General features: G+C 41.6%; 15 protein-coding genes. 2 read left to right on the top strand and 13 right to left on the bottom strand.

Annotated features, from left to right (window positions below; genetic code table 11):
• Nucleotides 1-33: 33 nt before the first annotated feature.
• The 7 genes from AC4CS8_RS06380 to AC4CS8_RS06410 form a co-directional block, all read right to left on the bottom strand.
• Nucleotides 34-798: a hypothetical protein gene (locus tag AC4CS8_RS06380; RefSeq protein ID WP_493892441.1), complete on the bottom strand. Its 765-nt coding sequence runs from the start codon at nucleotides 796-798 to the stop codon at nucleotides 34-36.
• Nucleotides 799-1,134: 336 nt separating this feature from the next.
• Nucleotides 1,135-4,233: a type III restriction-modification system endonuclease gene (locus AC4CS8_RS06385; RefSeq protein ID WP_493892442.1), complete on the bottom strand. Its 3,099-nt coding sequence runs from the start codon at nucleotides 4,231-4,233 to the stop codon at nucleotides 1,135-1,137.
• 3 nt (nucleotides 4,234-4,236) lie between these two features.
• Nucleotides 4,237-6,123, bottom strand: a complete 1,887-nt coding sequence (locus tag AC4CS8_RS06390) for a site-specific DNA-methyltransferase (protein ID WP_493892443.1) — start codon at nucleotides 6,121-6,123, stop codon at nucleotides 4,237-4,239.
• 573 nt (nucleotides 6,124-6,696) lie between these two features.
• Entirely contained in the window at nucleotides 6,697-7,374 is a 678-nt protein-coding gene (locus tag AC4CS8_RS06395) for a DUF4391 domain-containing protein (RefSeq protein ID WP_493892444.1), read from the bottom strand.
• A 1-nt stretch (nucleotide 7,375) separates the two neighbouring features.
• A complete protein-coding gene (locus AC4CS8_RS06400; RefSeq protein WP_493892445.1) occupies nucleotides 7,376-10,612 on the bottom strand; it encodes a helicase-related protein in 3,237 nt (1,078 codons plus the stop codon).
• Nucleotides 10,613-10,672: 60 nt separating this feature from the next.
• A complete protein-coding gene (locus tag AC4CS8_RS06405; RefSeq protein WP_493892446.1) occupies nucleotides 10,673-11,284 on the bottom strand; it encodes a DUF3885 domain-containing protein in 612 nt (203 codons plus the stop codon).
• Nucleotides 11,285-11,378: 94 nt separating this feature from the next.
• Nucleotides 11,379-13,037, bottom strand: a complete 1,659-nt coding sequence (locus tag AC4CS8_RS06410; RefSeq protein ID WP_493892447.1) for a hypothetical protein — start codon at nucleotides 13,035-13,037, stop codon at nucleotides 11,379-11,381.
• 154 nt (nucleotides 13,038-13,191) lie between these two features.
• On the opposite strand from AC4CS8_RS06410, the gene AC4CS8_RS06415 reads away from it, so the two are divergent.
• Nucleotides 13,192-14,019 carry an exodeoxyribonuclease III gene (locus tag AC4CS8_RS06415; protein WP_493892448.1) on the top strand — a complete coding sequence of 276 codons (828 nt, stop codon included), beginning with the start codon at nucleotides 13,192-13,194 and terminating at the stop codon, nucleotides 14,017-14,019.
• Between the two features lie 106 nt (nucleotides 14,020-14,125).
• Nucleotides 14,126-15,022, top strand: coding sequence for a cation efflux transmembrane domain-containing protein (locus AC4CS8_RS06420; RefSeq protein ID WP_493892449.1), 897 nt, complete (start codon nucleotides 14,126-14,128; stop codon nucleotides 15,020-15,022).
• A gap of 14 nt (nucleotides 15,023-15,036) precedes the next feature.
• On the opposite strand, the gene AC4CS8_RS06425 is transcribed toward AC4CS8_RS06420, so the two are convergent.
• The 6 genes from AC4CS8_RS06425 to rsmI all read right to left on the bottom strand — a co-directional run bounded on the left by AC4CS8_RS06425 (nucleotide 15,037) and on the right by rsmI (nucleotide 19,956).
• A complete protein-coding gene (locus AC4CS8_RS06425; protein WP_493892450.1) occupies nucleotides 15,037-15,390 on the bottom strand; it encodes an arsenate reductase family protein in 354 nt (117 codons plus the stop codon).
• Nucleotides 15,387-15,881: a methylated-DNA--[protein]-cysteine S-methyltransferase gene (locus AC4CS8_RS06430; RefSeq protein ID WP_493892451.1), complete on the bottom strand. Its 495-nt coding sequence runs from the start codon at nucleotides 15,879-15,881 to the stop codon at nucleotides 15,387-15,389. The genes AC4CS8_RS06425 and AC4CS8_RS06430 overlap by 4 nt, the downstream gene beginning before the upstream one ends.
• Nucleotides 15,882-15,883: 2 nt before the next feature.
• Nucleotides 15,884-17,065, bottom strand: coding sequence for a phosphoglycerate dehydrogenase (locus AC4CS8_RS06435; RefSeq protein ID WP_493892452.1), 1,182 nt, complete (start codon nucleotides 17,063-17,065; stop codon nucleotides 15,884-15,886).
• 203 nt (nucleotides 17,066-17,268) lie between these two features.
• Entirely contained in the window at nucleotides 17,269-17,829 is a 561-nt protein-coding gene (locus AC4CS8_RS06440; protein WP_493892453.1) for a GNAT family N-acetyltransferase, read from the bottom strand.
• Nucleotides 17,829-18,920 (bottom strand): 3-phosphoserine/phosphohydroxythreonine transaminase, encoded by a 1,092-nt coding sequence (gene serC / locus AC4CS8_RS06445; protein ID WP_493892454.1) that lies wholly within the window; start codon nucleotides 18,918-18,920, stop codon nucleotides 17,829-17,831. Before serC ends, AC4CS8_RS06440 begins: the two co-directional genes overlap by 1 nt.
• A 172-nt stretch (nucleotides 18,921-19,092) precedes the next feature.
• A complete protein-coding gene (gene rsmI, locus AC4CS8_RS06450; RefSeq protein ID WP_493892455.1) occupies nucleotides 19,093-19,956 on the bottom strand; it encodes a 16S rRNA (cytidine(1402)-2'-O)-methyltransferase in 864 nt (287 codons plus the stop codon).
• Between the last annotated feature and the right edge of the window lies 1 nt (nucleotide 19,957).

The raw sequence follows: 19,957 nt of genomic DNA on the forward strand, positions 1-19,957 counted from the left end.
CACTGAAGGAGTTGTAGCTTGTTCCACTTCTTATTATTTATCCTTTATATGTAATTGTTCAAAGACATCTTCCAAATCAGCAATTAGCTCTTGATGAAAATCCAAATAATAGGTTTTCTGGTCCGAATCTGGTAATTTTTCAATATCGACAAGAATATCTCGATAGCGTTGGAGAAGCTTCCTACCATCTTCTTTGTCCTTTTCATCAATTTCTCCATTTCCTGCCGCTACTTCTTCCAAATAATCATTTTCTTCATATTTTGAGAGAATGTATTCAGTCCACTCACGCTTATCTTTACTAAGTGTGAGGATTTTATCTGTCAACCAGTCTTCATATCTTTCCTCTTCGGAAATGACAGTTTGGATTGGTGGAGCTTGATGTGGCAAACTTTCTCTACTTGGACTGAGATAATTGCGGTAAAACCAAATCGCAAAGATAAGTGCGATCATGATATTGACTGGAAATAGAAAACTAACTACAAACAGTAAGGTCAGCCATAAAATCAATTTTACAGTTCGAGCTACTTTTTCTGCTCGTCTATTCCGCTCTTCCCAATTATCTAAGATGTTTTGAGCTTGCGCGGTATATTTTTCAACTAATTTTGCTAGTTTTAACTTTTTTTCTGGATTATCTTCTAATTCCATGGCCAAATAAGCCTCGTTCATACGGGCTTTGGCAGCTTCATAGGCTTGAACAGTTGCTAGATATTCTGCATTGTTGTTCATTTGCTGAACAATTCGATCGGTCTGCCCCTTTATAAAAGTTCGATCACTTGATTTTAAATTACGATAAGCCATAGACTTACTCCTTTAATATCTATAGGATACATCCCTATTCTACGATAGTTTTTCTATTTTTGCAATGGTAGAAAGACATTATTTCCTTCTACCAAATAGTAGACTTAGAATAACAAAGCCACCTGCCAATGCAATAATAATCACGGATGAAGCTCAGAGCAAAATCAAAAACCAAATAACGAGTTTGTCCATCTACCCTTCCCCCTATTTTCTACGAAAGAATGAGTAGGCGATTGCTATGGCGATAATGCCCACCAGATAACAAATTGCAAATGTAAAAATAGAAACGCACCCATAAATAATCTTCTACAAGGGAGCGAAAGATGTCTCGGTAACCTATCCTCTCACGATTTCTAATAGTTTTTCATAGGAATCAACCACGTCGTATATGCGGTCGTCCGCAATCAATCCTTTTTCTTTCAAGGCTCTAAAATGAGCTTTGGCACACTCAATTTTGGCCAGCTCCGCCCCTTTCAACTGCAATGTAGACATGGAACCTTTGGTCTCGGCCACAAAGTAGACATGCTTAACAGACCCATCACGGAAAGCAATCGCCCAATCAGGATTGTAGTCCCCTAAAGGAGTTGAAATCTTAAACCTACTTGGCAATTTGGTATAAACCATGACATCTTCAAATTGATCCAACTCTTCTTTGAACTTCCGTTCCGTATCCGAATCGACCTTCACATAATTATACACGCCTTTTTGCGATTCCAGTATCCGTTTGTCCGATAATTTTCCGCTTTCTGGGTTATCCGTAAAAACAGAAGTGTCAAAGGTTTCTTCCAAGATATTGTAGCGGATATGCTCAATCACCTGACTGGCCTTTTGTTCATTGATCAGGCGGCTTGTTCGTTGGATAAATGCCTCAGGGTTATAGGCGAACATGTCAAACTTGCTAGGCGAAATCTGTTTCAAGATATTGGCAACTGTTTTTCGTTTCAGCTCCGTGCGACTGGCGATTTCACCCAACAAATCATAGCGGAGTTGAATAGAAGACTTATCCAATTCAGCCTGACGCTTTCCGTCCTTATTGACCCTAAAATCCAAACCTTGTTCAGCCTTCATTTCTCTTACTTCTGCCTCTGTAATCATATAGCTTGGCTTTTTGACAAACATGGACTCATTCAAGGCCTTAACAGACTTTTCAATCAACTCATCATCGTCAAACTCGACATAATAGGTGGACTTGTGATGAATACTTTCCCACAAACGCTTAAACTCTTGACGATTGTAGTTATCAGGGTTGATTTCTCTAGCAAAGACAACTTCCGAATCATTTTCACGCTCAATCTGGTAACGATTGGCATCGTAAATAGACTCCAAGATGTCTTTTACAGCCACTTCGTAGCCAGCCAGATTTTCAGATAAAACAAACTGACTTGTTTCTTTTTGCTCAAAGTAAGTGGTGGTCAGATTTCCCTTGCTGTCAATATAATCTTGCTTAATCAACTGGTGTTCAATCTCTTTAGCTACTTCCTTGGTGACAGTCAGTTTTTGACCTGCTTCATTTTCCAAGACTTTATCGACAAAGAGGTCCACTTCCACCTTACTTGGACGATCAGCCAGAATTTCCTTGAGTTCTCTTTGTAGGTTCTTGGCAAAGTCTTCATAGCTTTCATTGGCGATAACGGTTAGCTTGTTGATGTTATGGACATCTGCTCCCAAAAGTTCCTCATCCTGACGAACACCTTTTTGATCAACAGCAAGACGCATCCCACGACCGATTTTTTGCCGTTTTTCAGTTTCTGTCCCTGTGTTTTTCAGCGTACAAATCTGGAAAACATTGGGATTGTCCCAACCTTCTTTAAGGGCTGAGTGGGAGAAGATAAAGCGAACTGGCTCCTCAAAGGATAAGAGTCGTTCCTTGTCTTTCATAATCAAATCATAGGCATCCTTGTCATTGGACTGGTTATTTTTCTTCTCCGTAGCAGACTTGTAGTCTACAAACTTGACCTTATCCGACTTTTTCACCTTGTCTACCGAGAAATAGCCAGCATGGACAGGATTGCCTTCTTGATGATTATTGAGATAATGCCAAAAGTTTGTCCCATGTAGATTTGGATTGGCCAACAAAGCCTTGACCTGGGCTTCATACTCTTCTTCAAAAATCTGAGCATAGGTGCCATTGTAGGCATCATTTTGCTCGTCGTAGCACTTGTACTTAGCTACCTCATCAATGAAGAAAAGGGAAAGCACCTTGATACCTCGTTTGTAAAGGCCTTCTTCTTTTTGCAGGTGACTGGCAATGGTTTCCCGAATCTGAATACGACGGATGTCATCTTCGTTGGTTTCCCCAATCACTTCGCCCACATGGAGTTTGCGATTGGCACCGATTTGAATGGAGTTTTCACCTTCATGGGCATCGAAATGACTCAAGGTCCAACCGCCTTGATATGCTGGGAGATTACCTGACTCTTCAAAAAGGGAAAAAGGCTCTTCCACCAATTTGGTCACACGCTTGACATCACCTGACTTGGTCCGCACTTCAAACTCAATCCGAGCCTTTGGAGCTCCTGATTTTTGCGGAACGAGTTCTTGCAGATAAAGATAGCCTTGTGTACCTGTGGTAGAAGTCTGCTCCACGGTCTTAACGGCAATCTTCTTGACCAACTTTTTATTATAGGCGTCCAAGGCATCCAGACGATAAATCATATCGTGCTTGTCCTTATGGGTCGCTGAATAGCGGAGGGTAAATAGGGGCTTGAAGTCCTCCAAGCGTTCTTTAGTCTTTTTCCCCTCAACCGACTGAGGCTCATCGATAATCAAAATTGGATTGGTCGCCGCGATGACATCGATGGGCTTTCTCCATCGGAAACTTTCCTGCTCGGTGTGAATCCGACGGGCATCTGCTCCAGTGGCATTAAAGGCTTGTGAGTTGATAATCATGACCTGAATGTCCGAGGAGTTGGCAAACTTGTCCAGCTCTCCCAAACGGCTAGAATCATAGACAAAATAGCGTGGCTTCTTGCCATACTCCATCTGGAAATGGTCAGCCATGATTTCAAAGGACTTGAGGACACCCTCTCGAATAGCAATGCTAGGCACCACGATGATAAACTTGAGCCAACCATACTGCTTATTGAGCTCCATCAGGGTACGGATATAGGTGTAGGTCTTCCCTGTCCCTGTCTCCATCTCAATGGTCAGATTATAGGACGGACGACCATCCACTTTTTGGATGGATAGGTTTTCTGAAGGTTTAAGTCCATAGCGGAGCTGCTGAGTTCGTACCTGCTGGCTGATAGTATCCTGTGAAAGCTGGATGGGAGCATTGCGGAAACCGATAAAATTCATATCCAGTTCCGCATCCATTCCCTGACCCTTGTCAATGTGGTAGTCAAAACCGCTGTGCTTGCCCTGACCAGCAAAAACATCCACAACAGAGGCCACTGCATCTAACTGAAATTGCTGCTGCTTAAATTGAAGTTTCATCCCCTACACCACCTTCACTTTGGTATTTGGCGCTTCTTCTTTGAAGATTTGACCGAGGTTGATTTTGGCTGCGGAGTTGGCGAAGGATTCGTCCTTAAAGACAGCACGGAGTGGCTCTTCTTTAGCGATTTGGCGGAGGACACTTTCTGAAATCTCATCGGCGAAGCAGGCTATCAAGGCACCGTCTGCCACATTGTAAACGTCTGTGCCGTCTATTTGAGTTTTCACAATCGGAAGAGATAACTCCATACCCCATGTCAGCATAATCTGGAAGAGGAGGTCAAGGTCTGTCCGACCGTCTTTGATATTGGAAACACTGTCAAATAGGCTTTCTTGGCTAAAGCTGTCTGGTGTTTGGCTGACATCCTTGAAGTTTGAAGTGTCTAGCTTATAAGCTCTAAATCCAAAATCTTGCTTGCCGACGGTTTCTGGATGTTCTTCCTGAATCTTTTTAGCTGCCCGACGAATCCGCTCACGAGAAATTTGGTCAATGGTTTCGTAACCAGCCTCCTTGGCAGCTGACTTGTCTGCCACCTGTTCGTCCAAGGTACAGAGAATGTACTTGCGGTTACCACCGTCTTCTGCATTCAGCTGCATAACCGCATCAGCCGTGGTTGCTGAACCAGCGAAGAAGTCTAGGATGAGTGCTTCATTCGATACAGCACCTAACCCCAAAAGATTCAACAATAATTTAGTCGGTTTTGGAAAATCAAATACTCTTTTATTTTCAAATAAATACTTAATTTCATCCGCAGCATTTTTATTATTTCCAAACTCAGAACCCCAAAAATCAGAAGGTATTTGTCCCTTCTTTAAAGCATCCTTTAAGTATATTTTCCGCATTGGATTTCCCCCATTTTGAGGCCAATGAATCAAATTTTCTAAATCAAGTCTACGAAATTCCTCCTCAGGAAGCATCCAATTTTTATCTAGGATATTACCATTAGGTAATTTTACTTCATAGAAATATCTTCCACGTACACTATCAATGCATGGTCTTCTTGCATAGATTCCTCGCTCATCTTCATACTGATATTCTTTCTTTGCTGTATCAGATAATGGTATTCTACCTAATTCTAATTTCATTCTATCTTTAGAATAAAGTAATATTGTATCCTTTACTGTTGAAAAAATACCTATATTTGCTTGTGAGTTAAACCTTCTCCAGGCAATATTTCCAATATTGTTCTCCTCCCCAAATATCTCATCACAGATAGCTTTGAGGTTGGCTTGTTCGTTATCGTCAATGGAGATAAAGATAACGCCACTGTCTTTGAGGAGGTTGCGGGCAAGAACTAGGCGGGGGTACATCATATTGAGCCAGTCAGAGTGATAGCGGGCTGAGGATTTTTCATTCTTGGTCAAGCCCACCCGTTGCAAACCGTCCTCATCTCGCAGATCCATTTCATCTGCTAGTTCTTCCTCGCTCATCTGGAATTTATCCGAGTAGACAAAGTCCTTACCTGTATTGTAAGGTGGGTCAATGTAAATCATATCAATCTTGCCCAGATAAGATTCCTGCAAGACCTTGAGGACTTCCAAGTTGTCCCCTGTAATAAAGACATTTTCAGACTTATCAAAGTCAACACTTTCCTCAAGATCTGGGCGGAGGGTCTGGGTCGTCGGTTTACCTGCCTCCGCAATCGCTCCGCGTTTGCCGACCCAGGTAAACTCATAGGACTCCCGCCCCTCAACAATCTCTCTTGAAAGGAATTGGCGTAGCTTGTCAAAGTCAATAGCCGGACGTAACCTGCCATTTTCATCGCTACTTTCTGTTAGAACCTCAGGAAAAAGCTGACCAATCTTTGCAATATTGTCTGATAAAATATCTTTTGAAGTCAGGTCTAGCTTTTCAACTTGAGTGTATTCTCCAAACTTTGCTGTGCTCATGGTAATCTCCTTTTCTTAGGCTGTCAAGCCTTTTTTGATGATGTAGATAAAAAATTGTCAAACGATTTTAGTTTGTGATATAATAAGGGTGAAGCGCCAACTCAATCCGCCGTATTCGTTTCCTTACGTTTTTTAGGAAACGACCTCAAACAGTCTCCCAGACTGTTTGAGCATTTTAAAACGGTGGCTCATTTTTAACTATTCAGAAATAGCCGTTACTAACCAAAGTATTGACGGCTATTTCTTTTGGTCATCATCTTTGAAGATTTTATAGCACAACCCTATCAAGTCGAAGGTAAAACCACCAAAACTCAATAAAGTTTGTACCACTTCAATTGCTGATAACTCCGCGTCCGACGTTCAATTTTTGAAACGATATTTTTCAAAAATTGAACTAGTGCGAACCTTAGACAAATCCTAAACGATTTGTCGTTACTTGATGAGCAAGTTTACTTGCCATCAAGTTTAGGTTAGCCTCTCACTTAGAAAGTAACCACCGTCTTTCTCCTACATCCATTCATGGATACAGGACCACTTTTCTACTGTTCTATTATACCATATTTTCCACAGGTCTTACTGTGGATTTTTTAATTGTTGGATTTCTTCTTCTAGGGCTTTGTAGGCTTTTCGAAGTTCCATTTGTTTGCGCATGGCTTTTTCGGCAAACATCTTTTTCTTGAGCTGGGCTGCTTGCTTTTCCATTGCTGCTAAGCGTTCCGTCTGCTCAATCTGGTCTTTGATAGAGGCTCCGCCCCCGACCAGTTCTTCTTCCCCCGCTTGTTTGACCAAGTTTTCATAAAACTGGTCCAAGTCCCTTTCTTGGTAGGTCAATGCCAGAGGTTTGTCTGTTTGAAAGTGACGAACAATCTTAAAATTCCGTCCCTCTCTCGATTGTGCCAGCTTTTCCTTAAAATGAATCAAATACTGGCTAGTCCCATCTGGAAATACCAGATGAAAGAGAGTGTAAAATCCCAGATAAGTGTCCAGCTCTGCTAGTAAGTGCGGGTCTAGTTGCTGGCTCAAAAGGTCAATCCGAAGGACGATAATTTGCTGAATGGTCTTGCCCACTGGAATGGGGAGGGTCTTGGCATCTAATTGATGGGTAGCGGTAATCTGGCCGATTTGTTGCCGGAGGAGCTGCTTATCAGCTGTAGACAGGCCAAAATTATCTAGAAAGTCCTTGTTGCCTTTTTGATAAGGCTTGTAGAGGACTTTGGGTCTTGGAATCTGAGTAGAAGGTAAAAATGGCATCTTAGTCTTCTCCTTTCAAAACGGCAAAGAAGGCCAGCAGTTCAAAATCATCACTTCCGTCCACCCCGCTATCCATAAAGTCAATGGTATCTGACGTGAAGAGGGACTCATTAAAGGTCTCCTCATCGCTCTCCACGAGATTTTCAAGACTTCTTTGCAAGAGGTCGGAGTAATGCTCCATTTTGGCACCATCATCAGTGGCACGATTGTAGGTTGCCACCAAATCTTTCTCAGGCTGATGTTTCCCCTTGGTAATCATGCGTAGGTGCTCCAGCAATGCCTTTGTATCCGCAATGGAGTAGACCGTCTCTCCTTCGTCACTGATATAGACCAGATAGTAAGGATGGAGACGATTTTTCTTGCTGAGATGGGTCTGGTTAGCAATATTCTTCAAGAGGAAGATGGCTCCAGCTGGTTGACCTTGCCCTGCTTGAACCACTGCTTGAAGACCTTTAGGCATAGCTTCTAACTCTGGGTGTTTGGCTAAATAGCTGAGCAGGTCCATACGGTAGTCTTCCAAACCTAGATCCATAATGGAAATCCCCTCATTCATATCTTCCAAATCAACGACCTCTGTCTGGAGGCGTTCGAGCTGTTTCTTCCGATAATTATTCTCCTCGATTTCCTCATTAGTCAAGACATTGTCGTCAGCCGTTGAAGTCAGTACAGAAATTTTCATTCTGGATTCCACACGCGCCTTGAGATCGATATAAGCGTCCAAAGCAATGTTGGGCCAAAAATTGACCAGCTGGATGTATTTGTTCTGACTACCGATACGATCTACCCGACCAAAGCGCTGGACAATACGGACAGGATTCCAGTGAATGTCATAGTTAATCATGGTATCAGCGTCTTGCAGGTTTTGACCTTCAGAGATAACATCTGTCGCAATCAAGACATCAATTTCACGAGGATCATCTGGATAGAGCAAGTCTTTTTGCTTGGATTTTGGTGAAAAATAGGTCAGAAGGGTGTTCAAGTCCTTATTTTTGAGTGGCAAAGTGGTCGAAAAACCTTTTGTCCCTGAAATCTGGACTGTATGAAGTCCATACTTATCCAAGAGATAATGGCTAATATTTTTATAAAGATAGTCTGTTGTCGTCGCAAAGGCTGAGAAGATAATCACTTTCTTGTTATCTGGATTGATTGGCTGTGCCAATTTGTCATCAATCAAGTTAAACAAGGTCTGTAATTTCTGATCTTCCTTTGGGGTAATTAAATTGACCAGATTTTCTAATTCTCTCAAAACTGTTTGGTCAGCCTGTAAATCTCTCTTCCAAGATAGATAGTCCATATCAGCCAGCTTGATAGGGAATTTCTTTCCAACAAAGAAATCCGTGTTGCTATCTTCGACATCAAAATCATCTTCAGCCAACTCTTGCAACTGAACACTTCCCTCACCACCTGCAACTTCAAACTCTTCTATGCTCAGAATTGTTTTGTCTACATAAGCCTTGACCACGTCAATCAAGGTATAGCGAAAGGCCTCAATAGAACTTTCCAAACGTTTCAAGAGGTTGATCATCATCAGTTTCTTAATACCCGTTTCCCGTCCAAGCTGGGTCAAACCTTGCCCTTCCGCTTTTTCATAGCGGGAACGTTTTGAGGGATGAATGAAAAGACTTGGCTGATAAATGGTCAGTTGTAGCTGATCCAATAGAGAATAAATCCGTTCGTAAGTAATGTCTCTTCGATTGACCGTCAAGTCCGGATAGAAGTTTTTAGGGGCCAGTCGCTCTGGAAAATCACCAATCGCATTTCTATCATAAAATTGTCGGATATGCTTACGGCTTCGTGCAATGGTCACGCTATCAAGGACTTTGAAGAAATCAAAATCAAGTCTATCTAGTAAAGCTGCTGTCGTCCGTGATTCTGCTGGTAGCTCTGCCCATTGATTATAAGCAGCCTGTGCCATACGGAAAATGTCATTGATAGAGGACTTGGTGTCTAGTATGGCATCAAGCTGTACCGAATCACCTTCATAGGCTAAGGCTATCTGATTTTTCAAATCATTAAAGCGATTATTGACAGGTGTCGCAGACAACATGAGAACCTTTGTCGGAACACCACTTTTAATGATGCGATTCATCAAACGTGAATAACGATTTTCGCGTCCTGCTTCTAGCTCTGCCTCTGATGAGCCCCCATTTCTAAAGTTATGAGATTCATCAATAACAACTAAATCATAAGTATCCCACCTATTCAAAGCCAAATCAATACCATTTGATACTCCCTTATCTCGACTAAGATCTGTATGGTAAAGAACGTCATATTGGAGATAACGATCATAAATAGGATTATTGACATAATCATGTCGGTACATATTCCAGTTATTTTCCAATTTTTTAGGACACAATACCAAGATACGCTTGCCACGATAGGCATAGTAGGTCATAACGGCCAAGGCTGTAAAGGTCTTACCAAGACCAACAGAATCCGCTAAAATACAGCCATTGTAACGTTCCAATTTTGAAATCAGTGACTTAACAGCATCTTTCTGAAAATCATACAAGAGATTCCAAATTTTTGTTTCCTTATATTGAACATGCTCATTAGGTAGTTGATCTTGGTTAACATCTTCTAGAAACTCACTAAAGATATTATAAAGCATGACATAGTAAAGAAACTCTGGCGAGTGCTCTTTGTGAGCCAATGTCAAGTTTTCCAAGACTTCCTCAGTTACATCTCGGAAGTATTCGTCGTTTTCCCAATATTCTTCAAAGTTTCGCAGATAGGTCAAACTTTGTGGTTCTGTGTAGAGATTACGACTGGACTTAAAAAGAGAATTTTCATACCCCAGTTCTTTACGGTCAAAATTTTTCAGTTTATCTACTGCAATAACAGTGTCATTTTCAATTCGAATACCATTATCAATTTCCTCATTGACGTTGATAGACTTAAAGCGTGCTTTTCTTCGTACCCAGTCTGCACATTCTCGAGCAAGAGATTTTTGAGTCAGTTCATTCATCAATTTCAACTCGTATTCGGCACCAAAGATGGATGATTCCCTACGCTTCTTAGGTATGGTATATTCTCGGTATTCCTTTGCGACTTCATTGGTCGTAAAAGTTGGACTTGTAAAAATAAATTTTAGTTCCTCTATTTGCTCTAATTCTTCCTTCAAAGATTGATAAGCAAACATGGAGAAGGTTGCAGCAGCCATTTTTACCTTACTACCTTTTCCTAGATGTTCTTTTAACTGATCCCCCAACAGAACCAGTCGGTTATCAATTTCCATAAATAATCTCCTTCAAATTCCCCTGACTATGAATAGTATAACATCTTTGGAAAACGTTTTCTATCCCTTCACCCTCTTCTCCATCTCCTCCATATCATAGTCAAAGAGGAGGTCGTGGCAGTCAGTAAAGAGCTGGTATTGCTTAGCTTTGTCCACTACTGCAATATCCACTCCCCTATCATCATAGCAATGATAAATGACTTTTTCCTTGCTAGACAAAAAGAGTACGGAGCTTGAAAGATAGTTGAAACCACCATGGTCAGCTCTGATAATCTCCCGCAGAAAAGCCTTCAAATCTTGGTCAGCGACAGGGAACAGATACCGCTCAAAAACCAGCACATCCCCCGTCCAGTCCACCACTTCTATCCGTTCAGGTTCTGGACACTTGTCAAAGTTATATTTTGATGTAAAATGCCAAAGGTAACTGTCGATATCCCTATCTTCCTGCTGAAGAAGAGAAAGAACTAGATAATCATATTCTGAACTAGCTTGCTCAAAAAGCTGGACTGCGCGCTCATAGGCACGATTCAAATAAGCACCCATTGGAAGATTTTCAGCCTCGTCAGCTGGACCGATTTCAAATCGCAAAGCAAGAGGTGTTGCATAGAAAAATGGACCTACTAAGTGATGATTTGATAATTGAAAGCTCTTTAGCCAGTCATTCAATTCCATGAACCGCCTCCTTTTTTACTTTTGTATTTCCTTTTAGTTTGGTTTAGTACTCGCTCCAAAGAGGCCCTGCTCATGGTTTACTGTTTTCAATAACTTAATTTGCATTGATGGTAAATTTTGTCAAATAATTATTCTTATCCAGTTGACCTGTAAAGCTATCCCCAACCTTGATAAATGGCAAATTATCTGTACTGTCTTCTGTTGCCTTGACCTTATAAATCTGACCTTCTGATTGGATATAGTAGACTGTTGAGCCAGCAATCATCTGGCTAGCCAAGGCTTCTACCTTACCAGAAATGACTTCCGCTTCTTCGTTAGTCTCACCAGTTCCGGTCACAGTCAATCCTGCTAGGCTTGATGCATCTGTACCAGTAACCTGTGAAATCAGATTGGCAACGTCATTGTTGACTGTCACTTGCTGGTAATCTTCCGCATCGACCAGAGCATAGGATTTGACCAAACCAGCATCATCTTTTAGAGAAACCAAGTAGTAGGCTGTGTCTGCTAGCTTGACCAGACTTGGTGCTGTTGCCTGATAGCCTTTTTCCTGTACTTCTCCTTCTGCTGATTCTTGGGCAGCTGTTTCAGTGGCAGAAGCTAGTTTGTAGTTGGTGATTTCACGGGTCCGCATATTGACCAGGATAAAGCCAAGGTTGGAAGAATCAGCTGTAGCTGAGGTAATTCCTGTATAGAGGTAAATATCTGAACCGATAGAAATATAATTGTAGCTATCCGTTGTGTGTTTGACACCTGTTTGGCTGAAAATGGTATTCCAGAAACCATTTTGATAGGTATAATGGTGATCGACACGGCTGATAACATTACTCGCTGAGTAGACACGGTCTGCCCACTCAGGAATATCTGCCAGACTGTACTCCTTGCTCTCCCCTGTCACGGCATCCAAGACAATGGCACCTGTCGGGTCATTGGAAGACAGACCAAATTTTGGCTGATAGGTCGTTGCGATATAGTAAGGATTGCCCTCATCATCCACTTCAAAGGACGGTTTTCCAAATATTGTTGTTGGGTATTGAAGGCGGAGATGACGCATAGTATCATTGAGCAAATACTCGGAATCTGAGTAATGCATGGACTTGCTCAGCTTGGCAAGCTCTGCTTTCCCTGTCGTCTGATTGACCTTGACATAGTAGCCAATGCCATCTTGATGATTGCTCAGCCATTTCCAAAAAGACTTATACTCCAAAGGAGAAACTCGGAAAGGTTGCTGACCGATGGTAATCTGACGGTAATCATCCGAAATACCGAACTGGGAAACCTTGTCGATGGTGCCAAGATAGGTGTCACCGATTTTCTCAGCCGAAGCACGGTCCAAAAGAGCCAGCTTGGAAATATCCGTTTCAGGAAAGTCCGACTTGAAGTCCGCATCCGTTACCGAAATGACCGCCGCATAATCTTTAGCTCGAAAGATAGTAGAGTTGAAAATGCCCAGTCCAACCAAGGCAAGGACAACTAAGAGCCAGAGGCGACCAGTCCATGATAAGAAAGCTGGCAACTTGGGATTGATGTTGTAGGTGGTCACCTGACGCTGCCGACCTGTTATCTTGGTCGCTTGCTGAATAATCCCAGCTGGGTTACTAAAGAGTAAAATCAACCAGGCCAAGGCTGTCGACTGCAGAACAAAAATCCAAAACCCCAAGCTAAACACATTGATAGCTGGCAACTGAAACCAGTAGTAGACCACCATCTCCAATATGAGGGCTATCCAGGCAAATCCGATTAATTTTCTTTTCATAATAACCTCCGTAAACAAAGATTTATTTGTTTCTATTGTACCACACTTTTAATACTATGACACAAAGGAGAGAAAGTTTTTCAAGTTCCCTCATTCGCTTGCAGGAAGGATTTTTGATATAATATAGAACAGTAAAACTAGAAAAGGAATATATATGAAACTCATTTCTTGGAATATTGACTCCCTAAACGCCGCTTTAACCAGTGATTCTGCGCGTGCCTTATTATCACGTGCTGTGATTGAAACACTTGTTGCAGAAGATGCTGATATTATCGCCATTCAAGAGACCAAACTCTCTGACAAGGGACCAACTAAAAAACACTTAGAAATTCTTGAGCAGTATTTTCCAAACCATAAAAACACTTGGCGTTCATCAGTCGAACCTGCTCGCAAGGGCTATGCAGGCACTCTCTTCCTTTATAAAAATCACCTAACTCCTACTATTACTTTCCCGGAAATCGGTGCACCAACTACCATGGATTCTGAGGGGCGCATCATCACGCTTGAATTTGACGACTTCTATGTTACTCAAGTTTATACGCCAAACGCTGGCGATGGCTTGAAAAGACTAGCTGACCGCCAAATTTGGGATGAAAGATATGCAGATTACTTATCGCAACTTGACAGCCAAAAGCCTGTCTTGGCTACAGGAGACTACAACGTTGCACATAAGGAAATCGACCTTGCAAATCCAGCCAGCAACCGCCAGTCACCAGGATTTACAGATGAAGAACGTCAAGGTTTTACCAATCTATTAGCAAAAGGTTTTACCGATACCTTCCGCCACTTGCATGGTGATGTTCTGAACGCCTACACTTGGTGGGCACAACGCAGTCGCACCAGCAAAATCAACAACACTGGCTGGAGAATTGATTACTGGTTGGTTAGCGACCGCATTGCTGACAAGGTAAGCAAGTCCGATATGATTGACTCTGGTGCTCGCCAAGACCATACACCGATTGTCATGGAAATTGACCTTTAATATCACTAAAAGAGGGGCTCCCTCTTTTTGTTTTGGGCAAGATTTTTGAAATCGGTTCCAAAATATAGTATAATAAATATGATAAACCAGTTAAGGAGGAGTTGAAATGGATCCAAAAAAAATTGAAGCGCGCTCTCTAACCATTTCTGCCCTAGTCAATGGGCTCAGTGGTTTTGCAGGTCTTGCTGTCTATATTATGACCGATTTAAACTCTCTTCTCTTAGATAGTGTCTTCTCTTTAATTGCTTTTGTATCATCAGTTGTTGCTGTATATATCTCAAAAAATAGTCACCGCAGAACCGCAACTTTTCCACAGGGTCTACACTTTTTAGAGCCACTTTATGCCATTATGAAATCCTTGGCTACCTTGTTATTATTGGTTTTTGCTGTTTTAGAAACAGCAGCGACTGCCTTTGCCTATTTTGTTCATGGCATTGGACACCAGATGACGACTGGACCCGTTATCCCCTACACCACCATCATGCTCTTCGTCTGTTTTGCTCTCTATGCCTATAACCGTTACATGAATCAAAAAATTGGCAATATCTCGACCATCATTGCAGCAGAGGCCAAGGGCAACTTGATTGACGGTTTGATTTCTGCAGCCATTGGTATCGCATTTTTGTTCCTAGCTTTTATCCCTACCGATAGTCCCTTGCAGTTCCTACATTTTACAGGCGATTTCTTTGTGACAGTTGCCCTTGCAGTCATTTCCTTTAAAGAACCGCTCCAGCTTTTGATATCAGCCTTTATGGAATTGGCACACGGTACCATTCAAGCTCCTGATTTGAGGGACAATATCTACGATATCCTCGCTCCATATTTGGAAGAAGAGGAGGATTTGGAAATCTTAATCTACAAACAAGGAATGCAGCTCAAGGTCAAAATCCACTTGCACAAGGTTAGTCCAACTAGCTTTGCCGAACTTCGTGCCAACAAGCAAGATATGCTCTACCAGTTACGCAAAGACTATGAATATATCTCCATTGAATATGCCTTTTAACAAAAAATCTCGGCTTATAAACCGAGATTTTCATATTTTGTACGATATCCAATTTGCAGAATTTTTCCATCCTGAATAAGCAACGGTCGTTTAATCAGCATACCGTCATTGGCAAGTAAATCTAAAGCTTGCTCCACAGTCAGACTATCAAACTTGTCTTTCAAACCAAGTTCACGGTAACTATTTCCAGACGTATTGAAATACTTTTTCAAGTCTAGATTTGTTGCTTCCATCCAATCTTTTAACTGGTCTGCACTTGGTGGAGTTGCCTTAATATCAATAGCTTCAAATTCTATACCTAAACTTTTCAGCTCTGCTTTTGCTGCTCGACAAGTTGAGCATTTAGGATACTCATAAAATAAAATCATTTCTTCACCTCAAGAGATGGATTTTCGTGTTGTAAAAGCCACATTTTCTTATCCAGACCACCAGCATAACCTGTCAACTGCCCTTTCTGGTTAAGAACCCGATGACAAGGAACAATGATAGAAAATGGATTTCGCCCAACTGCTCCGCCAATCGCCTGCCATGAGCAAACACCTAACTGCTGGGCGAGCTGACCATAGGTAGTCGTTTGACCATGTGGTATATTTTTAAGAAGTTGCCAGACTTTTTCCTGAAAATCAGTTCCAATGGCTTCGAGTGGTAGGTGAGAAAAATTCACCTCTTCACCAGAAAAATAAGCATCCAACAAGATACTGGTCTGATCTAAAATAGGATGTGAGCCTAGAATTGGTTCTTCTGTTAGCCCACGTTCAAAGTATTTCTGGCCTTCAAACCACACTCCTCGTAGACCTTTGTCACTTGTTACAAGAGACATGGGACCAAGAGGACTAGGGTAGATTGTTTTCACATACATATTTAGTTTTTGTTTTTAATCACACGAACTTTAACAATGGCGTCTGTCGCTTCAAATTTCTCAACAAGCTGATCAATTTTGATCTTGTCTGCTTCATCCAAATCAAGCAAGGTATAGGCATAATCACCTTTCGATCTGTTAATGATGTTGTCAATGTTGATTCCTAATTCAGATACGGCTGTTGTGATTTTGGCAACCATATTTGGAATATTTTTGTTAATCAAAGTAATCCGATATGGTGCATCAAGGAACTGTTTGACATTTGGGAAATTGACTGAGTTGATGATTTCACCTGTTTCCATAAAACGGCGAATGGTTTGACCTGCTGCAATAGCACAGTTAAGCTCAGCCTCTTCTGTTGAGCCACCAACGTGCGGGAAGACAATGATATTATCTTTATTAAGGACTTCTTCTGTACCGAAGTCAGTGATGTAGTTTTTGATGACTCCAGCCTCGATTGCTTCAAACAAATCAGCATTATTAACCAACTCGCCGCGGGCAAAGTTAATTAAGGTTGTTCCTTTTCTCATTTGACCAAAGCTGTCTGCATTGAATAAACCACGAGTCTTATCTGTCAAAGGAACATGAACAGTTATATAATCTGCATTGGTGAAGATTTCTTTCAAATCATCTACACGCTTAACATGACTTGAGATGCTCCAGGCTGTTTCTATAGATACATATGGATCGTAACCAAGAACATTCATTCCTAAACGGCGAGCATCATTGGCAATGCGAGCACCGATAGCGCCCAGTCCGATAACTCCCAAAGTCTTTCCTGAAATCTCAGTACCAGCAAATTGTTTTTTACCTGCTTCCACTTGTTTTGGCACATCATCACCTGAAAGTGTATTTGCCCAAGCTGTTGCACCGATATAGTCACGTGCTGATAAAAGGATAGAAGCAATAACCGCTTCTTTTACCGCATTAGCATTGGCACCAGGGGTATTGAAAACTACGATCCCTTTTTCAGTCGCTTCTTCAATTGGAATATTATTCGTTCCAGCACCTGCACGTGCGATAGCCTTCAGATTTTCTGGAAAATCAAATCCATGCAAGTTTTCAGAGCGGATGATAAAGGCATCTGGATTAGCCGCATGGTCTCCGTCAATCTGGAAACGATTGCCCAACTCCTTCAAACCAACCTGGTTAATATTGTTAAACGTACGTACACTAAATACCATTTTTCTTACCTAAAAAGACGGAAGAGCTACCGCCTTTTTCTTTCATTTTTTATATTTACAGTCTTTTAGTTTGCTTTTAGTACTAGCTTCAAAGGTTCGGCGAACCTTTGAAGGCTGGAAATAAAGCGAACAACGTTCGCATCAAAAGTCGTAGACAGTACTGGAGTACGGCAAGACGAGTTAACGACGTAATAAAAGATAAACTAGGAGACTGGTCCTAAAAGCCAACGGTCGTCTTCACTTATTTCTTGATACAGACTCCGTTCGCTCTTGTGTTTGATTTTCTGATAAGCTAGGCGTTCACCGTCCAAGGGAACCTTTCCACAATAGACAAAGCCCAACTTTTCTAAAATATGTTGCATGGCTAGATTTTTCTCATGGGTATCACAACGGAAGTCCGGTCCTTTTTGTCCTTCAATAATCCCTTGCAAAAAGGTCTGAACGACTCCTTGCCCTTGAAATTCCTCCGCTACTGCCACGCGATGAATAGTCGTATAGAGTGGATTGTTGTGTTGCCATTTGCCGTCATAGATGGCTTCATAGGCAGCCTCAGTCCCACGCAAGACAGCTGCATAAACCGCAACTTTTCCATCCACCAAACCGACATAACCTTTTCCAGTCAAAATATCATCAAAAATCGTTTCTTGATCAGGGTAGGTTCCTTGCCACTGGCTACTACCAGAAGCAGCTAGAAAGGCTCTAGCTTGTTCAATAATCTGACTAATAGCCCCAACTTCATTGGGATGAGCTAGGCGAATTTCCATTAGGCATTCTCCGCTTCAAATTTCTTCATAAAGTCAATCAAATCGACCACACCTTGACGTGGAAAGGCATTGTATAAAGAGGCACGCATACCACCAACCGAACGGTGTCCCTTGATGTTCTTAAAGCCTGCTGCAGTCGCTTCTTTAACAAACTTGGCATCTAGTTCCTCACTTGGTGAAACAAATGGGATATTGGCTACAGAACGCTCTTCTTTTTTACGGACTGGGTTGCTATAGAAACTTGAGCTATCAATGTAGTCGTAAAGCAAACCAGATTTTTCACGGTTGATTTTTTCCATCTCATCCACACCACCGATTTCTTTCACCCATTCGAAAACAAGTTTAGAAATGTAGATAGAGTAAGCTGGCGGTGTATTGTAGAGTGACTCGTTATCCGCTTGGATACGATAGTCCAACATGCTTGAAAGCATTGGTTGGTCGTTCAAGAAATCCTCGCGAACGATAACTACTGTCACACCAGCAGGACCAATATTCTTTTGTGCTCCTGCATAAATCATAGCAAAGTCTTCAACATTGTAGCGAGCAGCCAAAATGTTTGATGACATATCGCCAATGATAGGCACACCATTAGTATCTGGAAGTTCATAAACAGCTGTTCCTTCGATGGTGTTATTCGTTGTCAAATGCACATAGGCTGCAGATGGATCAATATCGTTTTTATCAAATGTTGGCAATTCTGCATAGGTAATATCTTCAGTTGAGCCGAGCAAAATTGGTTCAAAGGCAATCGTCTTAGATAGTTTTACAGCCTCTGTATAGGCTTTTTTACCCCAAGAACCACCAGCTAGATAATAGGCTTTTTTACCCTGAGCAAAGTTGAGTGGAATCATTGTAAAGGCGAGAGATGCTCCACCCTGTAAAAACATAACCTTATAGTTATCAGGAATGGCCATGAGTTCTCGAAGAGTTGCTTCAGCTCCCTTGATAATATCATCGAAGTCTTTGGAGCGATGGGACATCTCCAAAACACTCATTCCCGAACCATTGTAGTCCAAGAATTCAGCTTGAGCGCGTTCAAGCACTGGTTTTGGCAATACTGCAGGACCTGCAGAAAAGTTATAGATTGTCATAAAATCCCTCCAAAATTGTAATATGCTCATTATATCACAAGAATTCAGAAAATTCCATTAAATATTATTATTTCGTGATAGCATTCGGATTGCCTTATATCTATTCAATTAATAAGGTGTTCTTAAACTAGCTACTCTCTCTAATCTATAAATTCAAATAAAAAACTAGGCTTCAGCCTAGTCCATGATATGCATTATATACTTCTTGTTTTTTAAGTTGGTAATGTTTAGCTACCTCTTTAATGGCCTGATTGGGCTTCCGACCTGCTACGATTTCTTTTTCTACCTCAGCTTTTAAATCTACCTCACCAACAGATAGAGGGATTTCCTCTGAAGTCCCCGCAACAATCAGCAGGCACTCTCCCTTTAGAGGAGCCTCTTTCAGATATGCTAGTAATTCAGAAATACTGCCTCTTTGGTATTCTTCATAGAGCTTGGTCAATTCACGAACAATAGTCACCTGACGATCTCCATAAACTTTTTGCATGTTTTCCAATGTATTTTCTACACGATAAGGAGACTCGTAAAAAATTTGCGTTTCTGGATAATGCCGTTTTTCCTCGAAGAAATCTTTTTGTTGCCCTGCTTTTCTCGGTAAAAATCCATAAAAAATGTGTGGTTGCGGAGCTAATCCAGAGGCAATCAAGGCTGTAATCCCTGCTGATGCACCTGGAAGGGCAACAACTGGAATATCCTCTGCAATCGCAGCTCGCACCAAGTCATGACCTGGATCAGAAATAGATGGAAGACCTGCATCAGATACTTGAGCGATGGACTGACCAGACTTAAGCCAATCAAGCAAGACCGGAATTTTCTCATGGGCATTATGTTCATGAAAAGAAGTCTGCCTAGTCTCAATTTCAAAATGCTTGAGCAACAGTCCTGTATTTCGTGTATCTTCTGCCGCAATCACATCCACTTCCTTCAGAATCTGAATAGCTCGAAAAGTCATATCTTGCAAGTTTCCAATGGGAGTCGGTACCAAGTATAGACTCCCAAAACTTGTCTTTCCTTTAAATGATTTTTGTACTTTCATT

The organism is Streptococcus sp. NSSLK0004 (genome assembly GCF_059039125.1).